Annotated in this window: 14 protein-coding genes; 8 read left to right on the top strand and 6 right to left on the bottom strand. The window is 70.3% G+C overall.

Translation table 11 applies throughout. The annotated features are described in order from the left end of the window. Window positions 1-2: 2 nt before the first annotated feature. A complete protein-coding gene (locus ACGFJ7_RS43135) occupies window positions 3-545 on the top strand; it encodes a dihydrofolate reductase family protein (protein ID WP_392647970.1) in 543 nt (180 codons plus the stop codon). Continuing rightward, on the top strand, window positions 542-1021 hold the full coding sequence (locus tag ACGFJ7_RS43130; protein WP_392647967.1) for a GNAT family N-acetyltransferase: 480 nt from the start codon (window positions 542-544) through the stop codon (window positions 1019-1021). Before ACGFJ7_RS43135 ends, ACGFJ7_RS43130 begins: the two co-directional genes overlap by 4 nt. On the opposite strand, the gene ACGFJ7_RS43125 is transcribed toward ACGFJ7_RS43130, so the two are convergent. After that, entirely contained in the window at window positions 1018-1302 is a 285-nt protein-coding gene (locus ACGFJ7_RS43125) for a Smr/MutS family protein (RefSeq protein ID WP_127545541.1), read from the bottom strand. The genes ACGFJ7_RS43130 and ACGFJ7_RS43125 overlap by 4 nt on opposite strands. Window positions 1303-1313: 11 nt before the next feature. Then, entirely contained in the window at window positions 1314-1700 is a 387-nt protein-coding gene (locus ACGFJ7_RS43120; RefSeq protein ID WP_360245840.1) for a tetratricopeptide repeat protein, read from the bottom strand. A 131-nt stretch (window positions 1701-1831) separates the two neighbouring features. On the opposite strand from ACGFJ7_RS43120, the gene ACGFJ7_RS43115 reads away from it, so the two are divergent. Next, window positions 1832-4012, top strand: coding sequence for a hypothetical protein (locus tag ACGFJ7_RS43115; RefSeq protein WP_392647965.1), 2181 nt, complete (start codon window positions 1832-1834; stop codon window positions 4010-4012). Here the strand turns inward: ACGFJ7_RS43115 and ACGFJ7_RS43110 are convergent. Continuing rightward, complete coding sequence (locus ACGFJ7_RS43110; protein WP_360245846.1) at window positions 3915-4295, bottom strand: RCC1 domain-containing protein; 381 nt, start codon at window positions 4293-4295, stop codon at window positions 3915-3917. The two genes, ACGFJ7_RS43115 and ACGFJ7_RS43110, sit on opposite strands and share 98 nt — an antisense overlap. Before the next feature lie 18 nt (window positions 4296-4313). After that, a complete protein-coding gene (locus tag ACGFJ7_RS43105; protein ID WP_360245849.1) occupies window positions 4314-4547 on the bottom strand; it encodes a hypothetical protein in 234 nt (77 codons plus the stop codon). Window positions 4548-4677: 130 nt separating this feature from the next. Here ACGFJ7_RS43105 and ACGFJ7_RS43100 point away from each other — a divergent pair, with 130 nt between their 5' ends. The 5 genes from ACGFJ7_RS43100 to ACGFJ7_RS43080 all read left to right on the top strand — a co-directional run bounded on the left by ACGFJ7_RS43100 (window position 4678) and on the right by ACGFJ7_RS43080 (window position 11880). Next, a complete protein-coding gene (locus tag ACGFJ7_RS43100; RefSeq protein ID WP_360245852.1) occupies window positions 4678-5415 on the top strand; it encodes a response regulator transcription factor in 738 nt (245 codons plus the stop codon). Next, window positions 5393-6940 (top strand): HAMP domain-containing sensor histidine kinase, encoded by a 1548-nt coding sequence (locus tag ACGFJ7_RS43095; RefSeq protein WP_360245855.1) that lies wholly within the window; start codon window positions 5393-5395, stop codon window positions 6938-6940. The genes ACGFJ7_RS43100 and ACGFJ7_RS43095 overlap by 23 nt, the downstream gene beginning before the upstream one ends. A 194-nt stretch (window positions 6941-7134) precedes the next feature. Beyond that, window positions 7135-8199 (top strand): 3-deoxy-7-phosphoheptulonate synthase, encoded by a 1065-nt coding sequence (locus ACGFJ7_RS43090; RefSeq protein WP_392647961.1) that lies wholly within the window; start codon window positions 7135-7137, stop codon window positions 8197-8199. Window positions 8200-8291: 92 nt separating this feature from the next. Further along, window positions 8292-10523: a glycosyltransferase family 39 protein gene (locus tag ACGFJ7_RS43085; RefSeq protein ID WP_392647958.1), complete on the top strand. Its 2232-nt coding sequence runs from the start codon at window positions 8292-8294 to the stop codon at window positions 10521-10523. Between the two features lie 130 nt (window positions 10524-10653). Then, the gene (locus ACGFJ7_RS43080) at window positions 10654-11880 is read left to right on the top strand and encodes a bifunctional glycosyltransferase family 2/GtrA family protein (protein WP_360245864.1); all 1227 of its coding nucleotides are present in this window, start codon (window positions 10654-10656) and stop codon (window positions 11878-11880) included. A gap of 311 nt (window positions 11881-12191) precedes the next feature. Here ACGFJ7_RS43080 and ACGFJ7_RS43075 read toward each other — a convergent pair whose 3' ends face one another. Both ACGFJ7_RS43075 and ACGFJ7_RS43070 read right to left on the bottom strand, forming a co-directional pair. Continuing rightward, the gene (locus ACGFJ7_RS43075; protein ID WP_360245867.1) at window positions 12192-12482 is read right to left on the bottom strand and encodes a DUF3040 domain-containing protein; all 291 of its coding nucleotides are present in this window, start codon (window positions 12480-12482) and stop codon (window positions 12192-12194) included. Between the two features lie 206 nt (window positions 12483-12688). Next, on the bottom strand, window positions 12689-13762 hold the full coding sequence (locus ACGFJ7_RS43070; RefSeq protein ID WP_392647955.1) for a DNA glycosylase AlkZ-like family protein: 1074 nt from the start codon (window positions 13760-13762) through the stop codon (window positions 12689-12691). Window positions 13763-13764: the final 2 nt, after the last annotated feature.

Below are 13764 nucleotides of genomic sequence, written 5' to 3'. Positions count from 1 at the left end.
CCATGGCCAAGGTCCTCTACTCGGTACAGATGTCGCTGGACGGCTACATAGCGGGTCCCGGCGGCGACATGTCCTGGCTGGCGCCGCACCTCGGCCCCAACCCGACCGCCGACGCCCTGGTCGACCGGATCGGCGCCATGCTGGTCGGCCGCCGCACCTTCGGCGGCGACGACCCGAACAAGGGCACCGACAAGGAGGGCGCCATGTCCGGCGCCTGGGACGGGCCACAGTTCGTGCTGACCCACGAGCCGCCGCGGGATCCGGTGCCGGGTGTCACCTTCGTCACCGGCCTGCGTGAGGGCGTGGAGGCGGCCAAGAAGGCGGCCGGCGAGCGGTACGTGAACCTGCTCGGCGCCGACGTCGCACGCCAGGCCCTCGCGGCCGGGCTGGTCGACGAGATCCTGACCTTCGTCTCGCCGGTGCTGCTGGGCGACGGCACCCGGCTGTTCGCCCAGCCCGGCGGGGCCGAGATCCAGCTGGAACGCATCGTTCAGGCCGACCACGATCCGGTCGCCGGCCTCTGGTACCGCGTGGTGAAGCCGTGAGGATCGCCCCGGCCGGGCCGGCGGACGCCGCCGAGCTGACCAAGGTCTACGTCGAGGCGTTCCGGGAGCCCTGGCCGGCGGACACGCTGCCCACGCACGCCGGCCGGGCCGGCTTCAAGTGCCTGGCCGCGTGGGACGGCGACGAGATGGTGGGCTTCACGTACGGCTACACGGGCGAGTTCGGCCAGTGGTGGACCGACCGGATCGCCTCGCTGGCCTCGCCCGAGCTCAGCAACTGGCTGGGCGGGCACTTCGAGCTCGTCGAGCTGGCCGTGCTGCCCTCGCACGAGCGGCGGGGCATCGGCTCGGCGCTGCTCGACGCCCTGCTGGACGGGCTTCCGCACCGGGTCGCCCTGCTCACCGCCACCGATGACGAGAACGCGCCGGCCCGGCGGCTCTATCACCGCAAGGGCTGGCGCGTGCTCGCCGACGGGGTCTTCGACGGGGCGGTGCTCATGGGGCGGACGCTGAATTAGCGGCCCCGGCCGCGACGGCCGGTGGGCGCGTCGTGACGGAAGTGCACGAAGAGCCGGCCCCAGTTGTCGCCGTCCTTCTCGACCCGGTGGTAGAGCTGCTTGATCTCTTTCTGGTCGAGGAAACGGAGCACCTTCTTCTTCAGCGCTCCGCTCCCCTTGCCCGGGATGATCTCGACCATGGCGGCCTTCTTCTGGATGGCCTCGTCGATGACGCCGCGCAGTGCGCGGTCGATCTCGTGACCCTTGTTGAAGATGTCGTGCAGGTCGAGCTTCAGCTTCACGGTTGACGATCCTATGACTCGGGCGACGGCGACGACTCGGACTTGCCCAGCCACTCCTCGACCCGGTGCACGGCCTCGGAGTAGTCGGTGTGCTGCTTCATCGCGGCGGCCAGGCGCAGGTGCGGCAGGGCCTCACGAAAGCGGCCGGCCCTCTCCAGGGTCCGGCCGAGCACGTGGTGCGCGTAGTGATCCGATGGATCATGGTCCACGAGCTCTCTGAGCTGCTTCTCGGCCCCGTTGAGCTGGGCCGAGTTGAAATAGGCCCGGGCGAGCAGAAGCCGTACGGCCGAGTTGTGCGGCTCCGCCTCGACTATCGGCTCGAGCAGGCGCGCGGCCCCGAGCGGGTCGCCGGACTCGAAGTAGAAGGTCGCCTTGCGGTAGTCCTCCAGAAGATCCACGTCCCACGCTCCTCTGCCCACGCGCCTGCAACAACGCTTGCACAACAACGGCCGAACGGCGAGTGTTCCGTTGATCCAAGCTTCCCGACAAAACGGCTCATATGGCAACCCAGCCGTCAGACAATGCCAGCGTGGGGGACTTTCCGAGTCAGTTCGTGTCCGCGCCGGCCCGTCCACGATTCGGGCGGCTGAAGGCGGCAGTCGTGGGTGTCTTCGCGATCTCCCTGTGCCTGATGCTGGCCGGGGGCACGTCGACGCCGGCGGTGAACTCGCCCGCCTTCCTGATCTCCGGGATGCGAAAGATCCCCTCGCCGCCGTCGGGCACCTCGTGGGCGCCGGCCCCGCGCGAGGCCGGCGGCCTGCGGATGGTCGCCAGCACGGACGGGCAGTCCTTCCAGGTGCACACCGCGGGCGGCGACCGGGATTTCCTTCCCGGCGTCGATCTGAGCGACACCACGCCGGGCCATCTGCCCGGCGAGCCGGCCATCTCGGCCGCGCAGTACCGGGCCTGGTTCGCGGCGATGGGCTGGCTCGGCATCCGGGTGGTGCGCATCTACAAGATCCACCCGCCCGCCTTCTACGAGCAGCTGGCCGCCTACAACCAGGACAACCCGGAGCGGCCGCTCTTCCTGGTGCAGGGCGTGTCGATGACCGACGTGTCGTACATCGGCGAGAAGAACCTCTTCGACGCCCGGGTGACCACGACGTTCCGGCAGGAGCTGGAGGCCGCGGCCCGGGCCGTCTCGGGCGATTTCAGCCGCTCGACCCGGCCCGGCCGGCCCGGCGGCGTCTGGAACACCGATGTGACGCCGTGGCTGGTCGGCTGGATCATCGGGGCCGAGCTCGATCCGCGCGCCGGCGCCGCCTCCGACCAGCGCAACGCGTCGGTGAAGCGGTACACCGGCAAGTATTTCCGGAACACGCCCAAGTCCACGCCGACCGAGCGCTGGCTCGCGGCCCGGATGGACGAGCTGGCCGGCTACGTGGCCAAGAAGGGCGTCAGCCAGCCGATCGCCTTCGTCAACTGGGCCACCACCGACCCGCTGCGGCATCCGGCGGAGCCGCTCGACCAGGAGGACCTGCTCCAGATCGACGCCAACCACGTGCTGCCCACCGCCGACTGGCCGGCCGGCACCTTCGCCAGCTACCACGCGTACCCGTACTATCCGGACTTCCTTCGCTACGAGCCCGATCTCAACAATTTCCAGTACGAGGGACAGGCCGATCCGTACGCCGGATATGTGGCCGCGCTGCGCAAGCACCACTCCACGATGCCGACAATGATCACGGAGTTCGGCGTGCCGTCCTCGATCGGCTCGGCGCACAGCGGGCCGCTGGGCCGCTCGCAGGGCGACCACAGCGAGCACGAGGCGATGCGGATCAATGCGGACCTGCTGCGGATGATGAAGAACCAGGGGCTCGCGGGCGGTTTCCTGTTCGGCTGGATGGACGAGTGGTACCGCTACACGTGGAACACCGTCGGGCACCAGGACGGGGCGCGCCGCCAGCTGTGGCACGACCCGCTCACCAACGAGCAACACTTCGGGGTGCTCGCGATGGATCCGGCCGGCGCCCGGGACGCGGCCGAGCAGCAGTTGCTCGACAGCGACGGCGCCTGGCCGGCGCGCGAGGTCAAGGCCACTACCGATGAGGCGTACGTGACCCTCGACGTCAAGCTCGCGAAGTCGCCGCCCGGGTCGATGATCGTCGGGTTCGACGTGCTGGACGCCGTCACCGGGCCGCCGATGGCCGGCAGCACCGACCGCCGGCCGGACGCGGTCTTCGCGCTCAACCTGGTCGGGCACACCGGCCAGGCGTACCTGCGCGACCAGCTCGACCCGCTGAAGCTGGACTTCGCCGTGCCGGAGTCGGCGCGCGGGCCGGCGCCGGCGGGCTGGAAGCCGTTCGAGCTGATCACCAACCGGGCCCACACCGTGCCGACGACCAAGGCCAAGCAGCCGGTGGAGCTCCAGAACGCCGGTCTGCTCGTGCACGGAAGCTGGGATCCGTCGGACGACAAGGCGGACAGCCGGGCGCTGTGGCACCTCGACGACGACCGTCTCACCGTTCGGGTGCCGTGGGCGATGCTCGGTTTCGCCGACCCGTCCACGCGCCGTGTCGCCGTACCCAGGAACGGGAATTTGACCTTGTCGACCAGCCCCGGCGTGACCGTGTCGCTGACCGCGTCCGGCACCGAGCAGGCGATCGGGCAGGTCAAGTGGCCGAACTGGAATCGGCCGAACTACACGGAGCGCCTGAAGCAGGGTGCGTCGCAGCTGCGCGACGCCGCGCTGTCGGCGACGAACGGCTGACCAGCAGCATCGACGCGCCGGCGGCGATCATCAGAGCGCCGATCGCGACCAGCAGCAGCGTGGTGTTGCCGGCCGGCCGCTGGGGCGGATAGCCGGCACCCCAGCAGTAGACCTCGCCGCTCTCGGTCAGCGCGCAGGTGCTGTCCCCATCGGCCACGAGCTGGACGACCCGCTGGTGGAGGCCGACCTCGACGACGTCGTCGCCTCCGCCGGCGGCCGAGGCGGGCGCCGCTGACAGGGTGAGCGCCGCGGCGACGGCCAAGATCACAAGTATCCGTCGCATGCAACCATTATGGGCTTTTTATACGCTTTCGGGGGTCTTCGACACTCCAGCGGCGGCGACCTCGGCCAGCACCGGGGTGGCGGTGATGGTGTCGGCCGCGGTCACCGTCGCGTAGCCGGCCACCTCGCTCGCGGCGTACCGTGTGGTGCCGAGCGTGGCCGGCCCGAAGGCCGCGGTCAGGGCGAGAGCGGTGCCCAGGGCCAGGAAACCGGTGCGCCGCCGCCATCCGAGGTGCTTCGTCGTCTGCGTCATAGGGACCACGATCAGGGCGTACGGTGTCTGTCCGCTGTGCGGAATTCATGCGTTTCCTGTGCTTCTGATCCACAGGTGGTACACAGGAATCAGAAAGCCGGCGCAAAGCGTGGCCCGCGAAAGTAGGGGCATGACGATGGCGAACGCAGATTCCAGCACCGAGCTCCGGCGGCCCGACGGCAGCCCCGTCCGGGTCCTCGTGGTCGACGACGAGCCGACCCTGGCCGAGCTGCTGTCGATGGCGCTGCGCTACGAGGGCTGGGACGTCAAGAGCGCCGGCGACGGTCTCTCGGCCGTTCGCACCGCCCGCGACTTCCGCCCGGACGCCGTCGTCCTCGACATGATGCTGCCCGACATCGACGGGCTCGAGGTGCTGCGCCGGCTGCGCGGCGAATCGCCCGAGGTGCCGGTGCTCTTCCTGACGGCCAAGGACGCGGTCGAGGACCGGATCACCGGCCTCACGGCCGGCGGCGACGACTACGTGACCAAGCCGTTCAGCCTGGAAGAGGTGGTGGCCCGGCTGCGCGGCCTCATGCGGCGGATGGGTCACTCGCCGATGCGTACCGACTCGCAGCTGATCGTCGGCGACCTGTCCCTGGACGAGGACAGCCACGAGGTGCGGCGCGGCGGCGACCTGGTCACGCTGACCGCCACCGAGTTCGAGCTGCTGCGCTACCTGATGCGCAACCCGCGGCGGGTGCTGAGCAAGAGCCAGATCCTCGACCGGGTCTGGAACTACGACTTCGGCGGCCAGGCCAACGTGGTGGAGCTCTACATCTCGTACCTCCGCAAGAAGATCGACGCGGGCCGCTCCCCGATGATCCACACCATGCGCGGAGCCGGGTATGTCCTCAAGCCCGCGGACTGAACATCCGGCCCGGTGGCGCAGCCCGCGCGGCTGGCCGCTGCGCACCCGGATCGTCGCCATCATCATCACGCTGCTCACGATCCTCGGCCTCGCGGTCGGCACCACGGCGTACGTCTTCCTGCACGACCAGCTCTACAGCCAGACCGACGCCAAGCTCGACGGCGTACCGGGCCGTAATTTCCCCGGCACACCGCGACTGAGCTTCAACCCGGGGCAGGAGGACAACGGCCGCAGCAAGCCGTACCCCGGCCTGGAGACCGGCGCCATCACGGTCTACTTCGTCAACGGGGAGTTCACCGACGGCGGCAAGGTCAAGACCGTCCAGACGACCACCGGCTACAGCACCGAATTCGAGCCCCTCGGTGACACCGCACTCGCGGAACTGAAGTCCGTCGCGGTCGGCGACAAGGTCAACATCACCGTCGACGGCGATTCCTACCGGGCCACAGCGAGCGTTCAATACGACGGGGCGGTACGAGTCACCGCGCTGTCTCTCAAGCCGGTCAACGACACGCTGTTGCGGATCGCGCTGGTCACGGCCGGGGCCATCCTCATCGCGATCGGTGTGGCCGGGTGGGCGGGTGCGTTCATCGTCAGGCGTACCCTCGCTCCGCTCGACCGCGTCGCCGCCACCGCGACCCAGGTCTCCGAGCTCAAGCTCGACCGCGGGCAGGTCGAACTGGCCCAGCGCGTGCCCGAGAGCGACACCGACCCGCGCACCGAGGTGGGCCAGGTCGGCGCCGCCCTCAACCAGATGCTCGACCACGTCGGCAACGCCCTGGAGGCCCGGCACGCCAGCGAGATGCAGGTACGGCAGTTCGTGGCCGACGCCAGCCACGAGTTGCGTACGCCGCTGGCCGCCATCCGCGGGTACGCCGAGCTCAGCCGGCGCAGCCGGGCACCGATCTCGGAGGAGATCGCGCATGTGCTCAACCGGGTCGAGTCCGAGGCCAAGCGGATGACCCTGCTCGTCGAGGACCTGCTGCTCCTCGCCCGCCTCGACGCCGGCCGCCCGCTCGCGCACGACCCGGTCGACCTGACCATGCTCGTGGTCGACACGGTCAGCGACGCCCACGCCGCCGGGCCGCGGCACTACTGGCAGCTCGACCTGCCCGAGGAGCCGGTCATCGTCTACGGCGACGGGGCCCGGCTGCACCAGGTGCTGGCCAACCTGCTGGCCAACGCGCGCACCCACACGCCCGAGGGCACGACCGTGACCGTGGCCGTCACCACCATGCCGGACGCGGCGGTGATCCACGTGATCGACAGCGGGCCCGGCATCCCGGCCGAGCTCCAGCCGCACATCTTCGAACGGTTCGCCCGCGGCGACAGCTCCCGGTCGCGGGCCGCCGGCAGCACCGGCCTGGGCCTGTCGATCGTGCACGCGGTCGTCACCGCCCACCGGGGCCAGGTGGCCGTACAGAGCGAACCCGGCCGTACGGTGTTCAGCGTCATGCTCCCGTACGACGCGCCCCGGCCCGCCGTCCCACCTGCTGAGCAGCAGCTGGCTCCACTTCCCAGCTGACGCGCTATGCTGTCCGACGTGTCTCGTTGGTATTCGTGGTTTAGTGGGCCGGCTCCCGCCGGTGCCTCAGCCATGCACTGAGACATCCGCCAGAGCCGGCCCGAGGCAGCGACTTGACGTCGCTGCCTTTTTGTTTGCCGCCGGCTCCTTTCTTGGGCCGGCATCTTCTCCGCCACCGTCCAAGGAGTGACCGAATGACTGCCCCCGAGGTTCAGCGCGTCCGCGACCAGCGCATCGAGAAGGTCGTCCCGCTGATGAGCCCGGCCCTGCTGCACCACGAGCTGCCGCTGACCTCCGACCTGCACGACACCGTGCTGGCCGGCCGCAAGCAGGTCGAGGACGTGCTGAACCACCGAGATCCGCGCCTGCTGGTCGTCGTGGGCCCGTGCTCGGTGCACGACCCGGCCGCCGCCGGCGAATACGCGTCGCTGCTGGAGAAGGAGGCGCAGCGGCTCAGCGACGACCTGCTGATCGTGATGCGGGTGTACTTCGAGAAGCCGCGCTCGACGGTCGGCTGGAAGGGCCTGATCAACGACCCCGCCCTGGACGGCACCGGCGACGTCGGCACCGGCCTGCGGATCGCCCGGCGGCTCCTGCTGGAGATCGTGGGCCGCGGGCTGCCGACCGCCGTGGAATTCCTCGACCCGATCACGCCGCAGTACTACGCGGACACCGTGGCCTGGGGGGCGATCGGAGCCCGTACCGTCGAATCGCAGGTCCACCGCCAGCTCGCCTCCGGCCTGTCCATGCCGATCGGCATGAAGAACCGCCCCGACGGCAGCATCGCCACCGCGATCGAGGCCATCCAGGCGGCCGAGGTGCCGCACGTCTTCCCCGGCATCGACTACTCGGGGACCCCGGCCATCCTGCACACCTCGGGTAACCCCGACACCCACCTGGTGCTGCGCGGCGGCGGCGGAAAGCCCAACTACAGCGCCGAGGACGTCGCGCACTCGCTGGAGCTGCTGCGGGCGGCCGGCCTGCCGGAGCGCCTGGTGATCGACTGCTCGCACGGCAACAGCGGCAAGGACCACCTGCGCCAGCCGCTGGTGGCCGAGGACGTGGCCGGCCAGATGGAGGCGGGCCAGCGCGGCATCAGCGGCGTGATGTTGGAGAGCTTCCTCGTCCCGGGCCGGCAGAACCTCGGAGGCCCGTTGACGTACGGCCAGTCGGTCACCGACGCGTGCATGGGCTGGGAGCCGACGGTCGGTGTGCTCGAGCGCCTCGCCGTCGCCTCCGCGAAGCGCCACTCCTCGTAACTCACAGCGGGCTTACAGGAACGACATAAGGGCGCGACAGGGGCAGCGTCGACAGTGGCGAGGTATTGATCCTCCTTCCGTGGAGAGCCTCGATGACTTCGACGTTGCCCACCCCGCCGACGGCGGCGCCGCAGCCTTTGTCGCCGCCTTTGTCGCCGGCTTTGTCGCCGGCTTTGTCGCCGGTGCCGAGAACGCGCTTCCAACGGCTTTACCTCGGCCCGAGCGGCGACCCGGGCTGGGCCCGGCCCTCCCTGCTCGGCCTGCTGCTGGTCACCGGCGTCCTCTACATCTGGGGCCTCGGCAAGAACGGCTGGGCCAACGCGTTCTACTCGGCCGCCGTGCAGGCCGGCACGAAGAGCTGGGAGGCGTTCTTCTTCGGCTCCTCCGACGCCGCCAACTCGATCACTGTGGACAAGACGCCCGGATCGCTGTGGTTCATGGAGATCTCGGCGCGGATCTTCGGCGTCAACGCGTGGAGCATCCTGATCCCGCAGGCGCTGATGGGCGTGGCCAGCGTCGCGCTGGTCTACGCCACGGTGAAGCGGTGGTACGGACCGGCGGCCGGCCTGATCGGCGGCGCGGTGCTCGCCTCCACCCCGATCGCGGCGCTGATGTTCCGCTTCAACAACCCCGACGCGCTGCTCGTGCTCTGCATGGTGGCCGGCGCGTACGCGACCGTACGGGCCATCGAGAACGGCTCCACGAAGTGGCTGATGCTCGCGGGCGCCTTCGTCGGCTTCGGCTTCCTGGCCAAGATGCTGCAGGCACTGCTGGTGGTACCGGCGTACGGCCTGGCCTATCTGATCGCGGGCCCGCCCAAGCTGGGCAAGCGGATCTGGCAGCTGCTGGCGGCGGTGGGGGCGCTGGTCGTCTCGGCCGGCTGGTACATCGCCATCGTCGAACTGGTGCCGGCCGCACACCGGCCGTTCATCGGCGGCTCGCAGAACAACAGCATCCTCGAGCTGGCGCTGGGCTACAACGGCCTCGGCCGGCTCAACGGTGACGAGACCGGCAGCGTCGGTGGCGGTGGCGGCGGTGCGGGCGGCGGGATGTGGGGCGAGACCGGGATCCTGCGGATGTTCGACAGCTCGCAGGGCGGTCAGATCTCCTGGCTGCTCCCGGCGGCGCTGATCGTGCTGGTGGCCGGGCTGGTCCTGACGGCCCGCCGGCCGCGCACCGACCGGCAGCGGGCCGGCCTGATCGTGTGGGGCACCTGGCTGCTGGTCACGGGCCTGGTCTTCAGTTTCATGCAGGGCATCTTCCACGCCTACTACACGGTCGCCCTGGCGCCGGCGGTCGGCGCGGTAGTCGGCATGGGCGTGGCGCTGCTCTGGAAGCACCGGTCGAACGCGATCGCGTCGATCACGCTGGCGGCGACGGTCGCGGTGAGCGCCTGGTGGTCCTTCCATCTGCTGTCGCGCAGCGCCGACTTCCTGCCCTGGCTGCGGTGGGTGGTCCTGGTGGGCGGTATGGCCGGGGCGGTGGCGCTGCTCGCGGCCCTGCGCCTGCCGGCGCGGATCGCGGCTCTGGCGGCGGGGGTCTCTCTGGCCGCGGTGCTTGCGGGTCCGGCGGCGTACGCGGTACAGACGGCCTCAACCGCACACACCGGTTCCATCCCGTCGGCCGGCCCGTCCACCGGCGGTTTCGGCTTCGGCGGCGGCCGGGGCGGATTCCCCGGCCGCGGTCAGGGCGGCTTCCCGGGCGGCGGCGGTTTCCTCGGCGGGCAGAACGGCAACGGCACTGGTGGTACGGGCAATGGCGGCACCGGCAACCAGGGCGGGTTCCCCGGCTTCCCGGGCGGCGGCCAGAACGGCACCGGCAACGGCGGAACCACTGGAAACGGCGGAACCGGCAACGGCGGCACCGGCAACGGCGGCACCGGCAACGGCGGCGCTGCGAATGGCGGCTTCCCCGGCGGCGACGGCCGTGGCGGGATGCGCGGCGGTGGCGGCATGGGTGGTCTGCTCGACGCCGCGACGGTCAGCGACGAGATGAAGGCGCTGCTCGAAGCGGACGCCGACAAGTACACCTGGGTGGCGGCCGCGGTCGGCTCGCAGAGCGCGTCCGGCTACCAGCTCGCCACCGGTGACCCGGTGATGGCGATCGGCGGCTTCAACGGCACCGATCCCTCCCCCACGCTGGCCCAGTTCCAGCAGTACGTCGCCGACGGCAAGATCCACTACTTCATCGGCAGTGGCGGTCTCGGCGGACGGGGCGGCAGCTCCAGCGGCAGCAACTACTCCTCGCAGATCGCCGAGTGGGTGGCGGCCAACTACACGGCCAAGACCGTGGGCAACACGACGGTCTACGACCTGACTGCTTGATTCACCCCGGAAGGACGGGCGGCTCCCCCTCGCGGGGAGCCGCCCGTTCCATTTCGGACTGGCTCGACTCACAGTGCCGCCACAGGAACGGCACAAAGCCCGCTCAGCCACCACGATCATGGTTGTCGACATGAGCCTTTCGACGCAGCCCACGCCTGACGTTGCCACGACCCACGTCGATGCACCGGTGCTCGACGTCGTCGTCCCGGTCTACAACGAAGAGGTCGATCTCGGCCCGTGCGTGCAGCGCCTGCACGCGTACCTGCGGGCCTATTTCCCGTACCGCTTCCGGATCACGATCGCCGACAACGCGAGCACCGACTCGACCGCCGACGTGGCCCGGCTGCTGTCGACCGAACTGTCCGAGGTGCGCTGGGTGCACCTGGCCGAGAAGGGCCGGGGCCGCGCGCTCAAATACGTCTGGACCCATTCGGACGCGGCCGTGCTCGCGTACATGGACGTCGACCTGTCGACCGACCTGGGCGCGCTGCTGCCGCTGGTCGCCCCGCTGATCAGCGGGCACTCGGACCTGGCGATCGGCTCACGGCTGGCCCGCGGCTCGCGGGTGGTGCGCGGGGCGAAGCGCGAGTTCATCTCCCGCAGCTACAACCTGATCCTGCGCGGCACGCTGTCGGCCCGTTTCACCGACGCGCAGTGCGGCTTCAAGGCGATCCGCGGCGACGTGGCGGAGCGCCTGCTGCCGATGGTCGAGGACACCGGCTGGTTCTTCGACACCGAGATGCTGGTGCTGGCCGAACGGGCCGGCCTGCGCATCCACGAGGTGCCGGTGGACTGGGTGGACGATCCGGACAGCCGGGTCGACATCGTCTCCACGGCGATGGCCGACCTCAAGGGCATCGCCCGCTTGCTGCGCGCTTTCGGCTCCGGCCGGCTGCCGCTGGCCACGCTGCGCGAGCAGTTGGGCCGCAACCCGCTGCCGGTCGCAGGTGTGCCCACCGGCCTGACCGGCCAGCTCATCCGCTTCGCCGGCGTGGGCGTGGCCAGCACCCTGGCCTACCTGGCCCTGTACGCGATCCTGCGCACTTTCGCCGGCCCGCAGTGGGCGAACTTCATCGCCCTGCTCGTCACGGCCATCGCGAACACGGCCGTCAACCGCCGCCTGACCTTCGGCGTCCGCGGCAACGACGGCGCCTGGCGACACCAGGCCCAGGGCCTGATCGTCTTCGGCGTGGGCCTGCTCCTGACCAGCGGTTCGCTGGCCGCGCTGAACACCGCCGCCCCCACCCACTCGAAGCCGCTCGAACTCGTCGTCCTGGTAGCGGCCAACCTGCTGGCCACAGCGGTCCGCTTCCTGATGCTGCGCGTGTGGGTCTTCCGCTCCCGAGCCCGGGCTTGACCTGCCGCCGGGATACCAGCACTTCCAGCCCAACGAAGAGACGGCGCCGACTCCTACCCGGCGCCGTCTTTTCCACGTCACACGCATCAATCGCCAGGCCGCCGCAGCCCCTGCTCGCCCCGCGACCGCAGCCGCCTTCTCCCGCAGCCGCCTTCTCCCCAACTGCCAGGCGCCCTCGCCACGGCCGAGCCGCCTCTCCCCAGCCGGCGGGCATCTTCATCCCTAAAGCCGCGAATCCCCACAGCGGCGAATCCCCACAGCGGCGAATCCTCCCAGCCGCGAATCCCCACAGCGGCGGGCCTACGCGAGTGTCAGGTCGGGGGCTGGCGCCGGTGGCGGGGCTTTCTCTGGGTGATGGCGGCAATGACCACTGTCGTCGCGAAGACGGCGGAAACCGCGGCGGCGATCCACCAGCCGAGGACGCCGAGGGTCACGGCGGCGATCCAGACGACGACCGCCGTGAGGATCAAGGTGAGGGGTGGACGTCTCGACCGCGGCGGGTCGAGCTGCCCGCTGCTCATGCGGGCGCAGAACTCCGGATCATCCTGCTGCAGCTGGCGCTCCAACTGCGCCAGTCGACGGCTGTCTTCCCTGCTCAACATGACGCCACCTCCGCCTCGGCCAGCGGCCCTGATCGAACGGCACGCACTCCGATCAATGCCATTGTTACTCAGATGTTGCCTCCCGGATACCTCTTGATTCTGGCTCGCCACGCTGATCCGCATATGACCAGGCCAAAGAGATCCAACGAGGCTGCCACCCAGGTCCGGAAAACCAAGATCCGGGAGTCCGCACCCACGACGTGAGATCAATCGAACGTGACTGTCACTTCCGGAACCTCGCGGGCCCGCGCCACCTCCGCGGCCTCGGCCTCGACCTGCTTACGGCGGCCGGCCGAGACCTTGTCGAACGCGGTGATCGTCAGGTCGACCCGCTTGCGACCGGCGAGCTTGGCCCGCCAGACGCCGACGATCTCCCCGTCGAGCAGGAGCGCCCCGGGGTTGCCGATGACGCGCCACACCTCTTTCTGCTGAGCGCGGTCGGGCACCAGCACGTCGCGATCGCGGGCTTGCAGCAGCGCGTCCATCGGCGGAACAAAGCGGACGCCATCGGCCCGCGCTGCTCGTGCGAGATCGTCCACCGCCTCGACGGGCAGCCACTTCTTCTTACCGTCCACGGTGATCTCGGCCAGCCGCTCGACCGGCCAGACCGATTTCATCTCGGCGGTCGAACTGCCCAGGTACTTGCCGACCTCGAGCGGCGTCGCCGGACCCAGGAGCCGCAGGTACGTGAGGATCAGCTCGCCGATGCCCTCGTTCTCCCGAGGGCGTGGAGGCGCGGAAGGGATCGGTCCCAGCGTCGCGTCCTTGCCGCGGGACTGCACCTCGACGCCGCCGGCCAGGCCGGAATGCTGCCAGACGTTGCCCGCGATGTGTCGCGCCCGGCAGCTCCGGCACTCATACGTCAGGGCACGCGGCACCCGCTTGCTGACCTCGCCGCTCACCTCGCCGCGCGGCATCGGGCCGTGGACCACCTCGCGGAACGCGTCGGCGGTGACCCGGAAGGCCTCGACACCCAGCTTCATGCCCTCGGGGATCTGGCCGCTCTGGATGCGCGCGGTGGCGTCGGCGTCGCTGATCGGCCACAACTGTTTGATCAGGGCCGCCAGGTCGGCGCGACGATGCAGGTGAGGCGCGCCGCGGGCGGCCCACACGGTGATCAGCCGGTCGTCGGCGAGCGGACCGCTGGTGCGCGCGGCGAGCGCGACCCGGGCCGAGCCGGGCGTGTATTCCTGCACGCCGAGGTCGAGGACGGGCAGGTCGGCCGGGCGCGCGTCGACGCGCTCGGCGAGACCGAGAGCGGCGATGCGGTAGGCCGTCACCT

This window comes from Actinoplanes sp. NPDC048988, from assembly GCF_043197815.1.
GTDB lineage: Bacteria > Actinomycetota > Actinomycetes > Mycobacteriales > Micromonosporaceae > Actinoplanes.
This window is presented reverse-complemented; position numbering and strand designations above follow the sequence as displayed.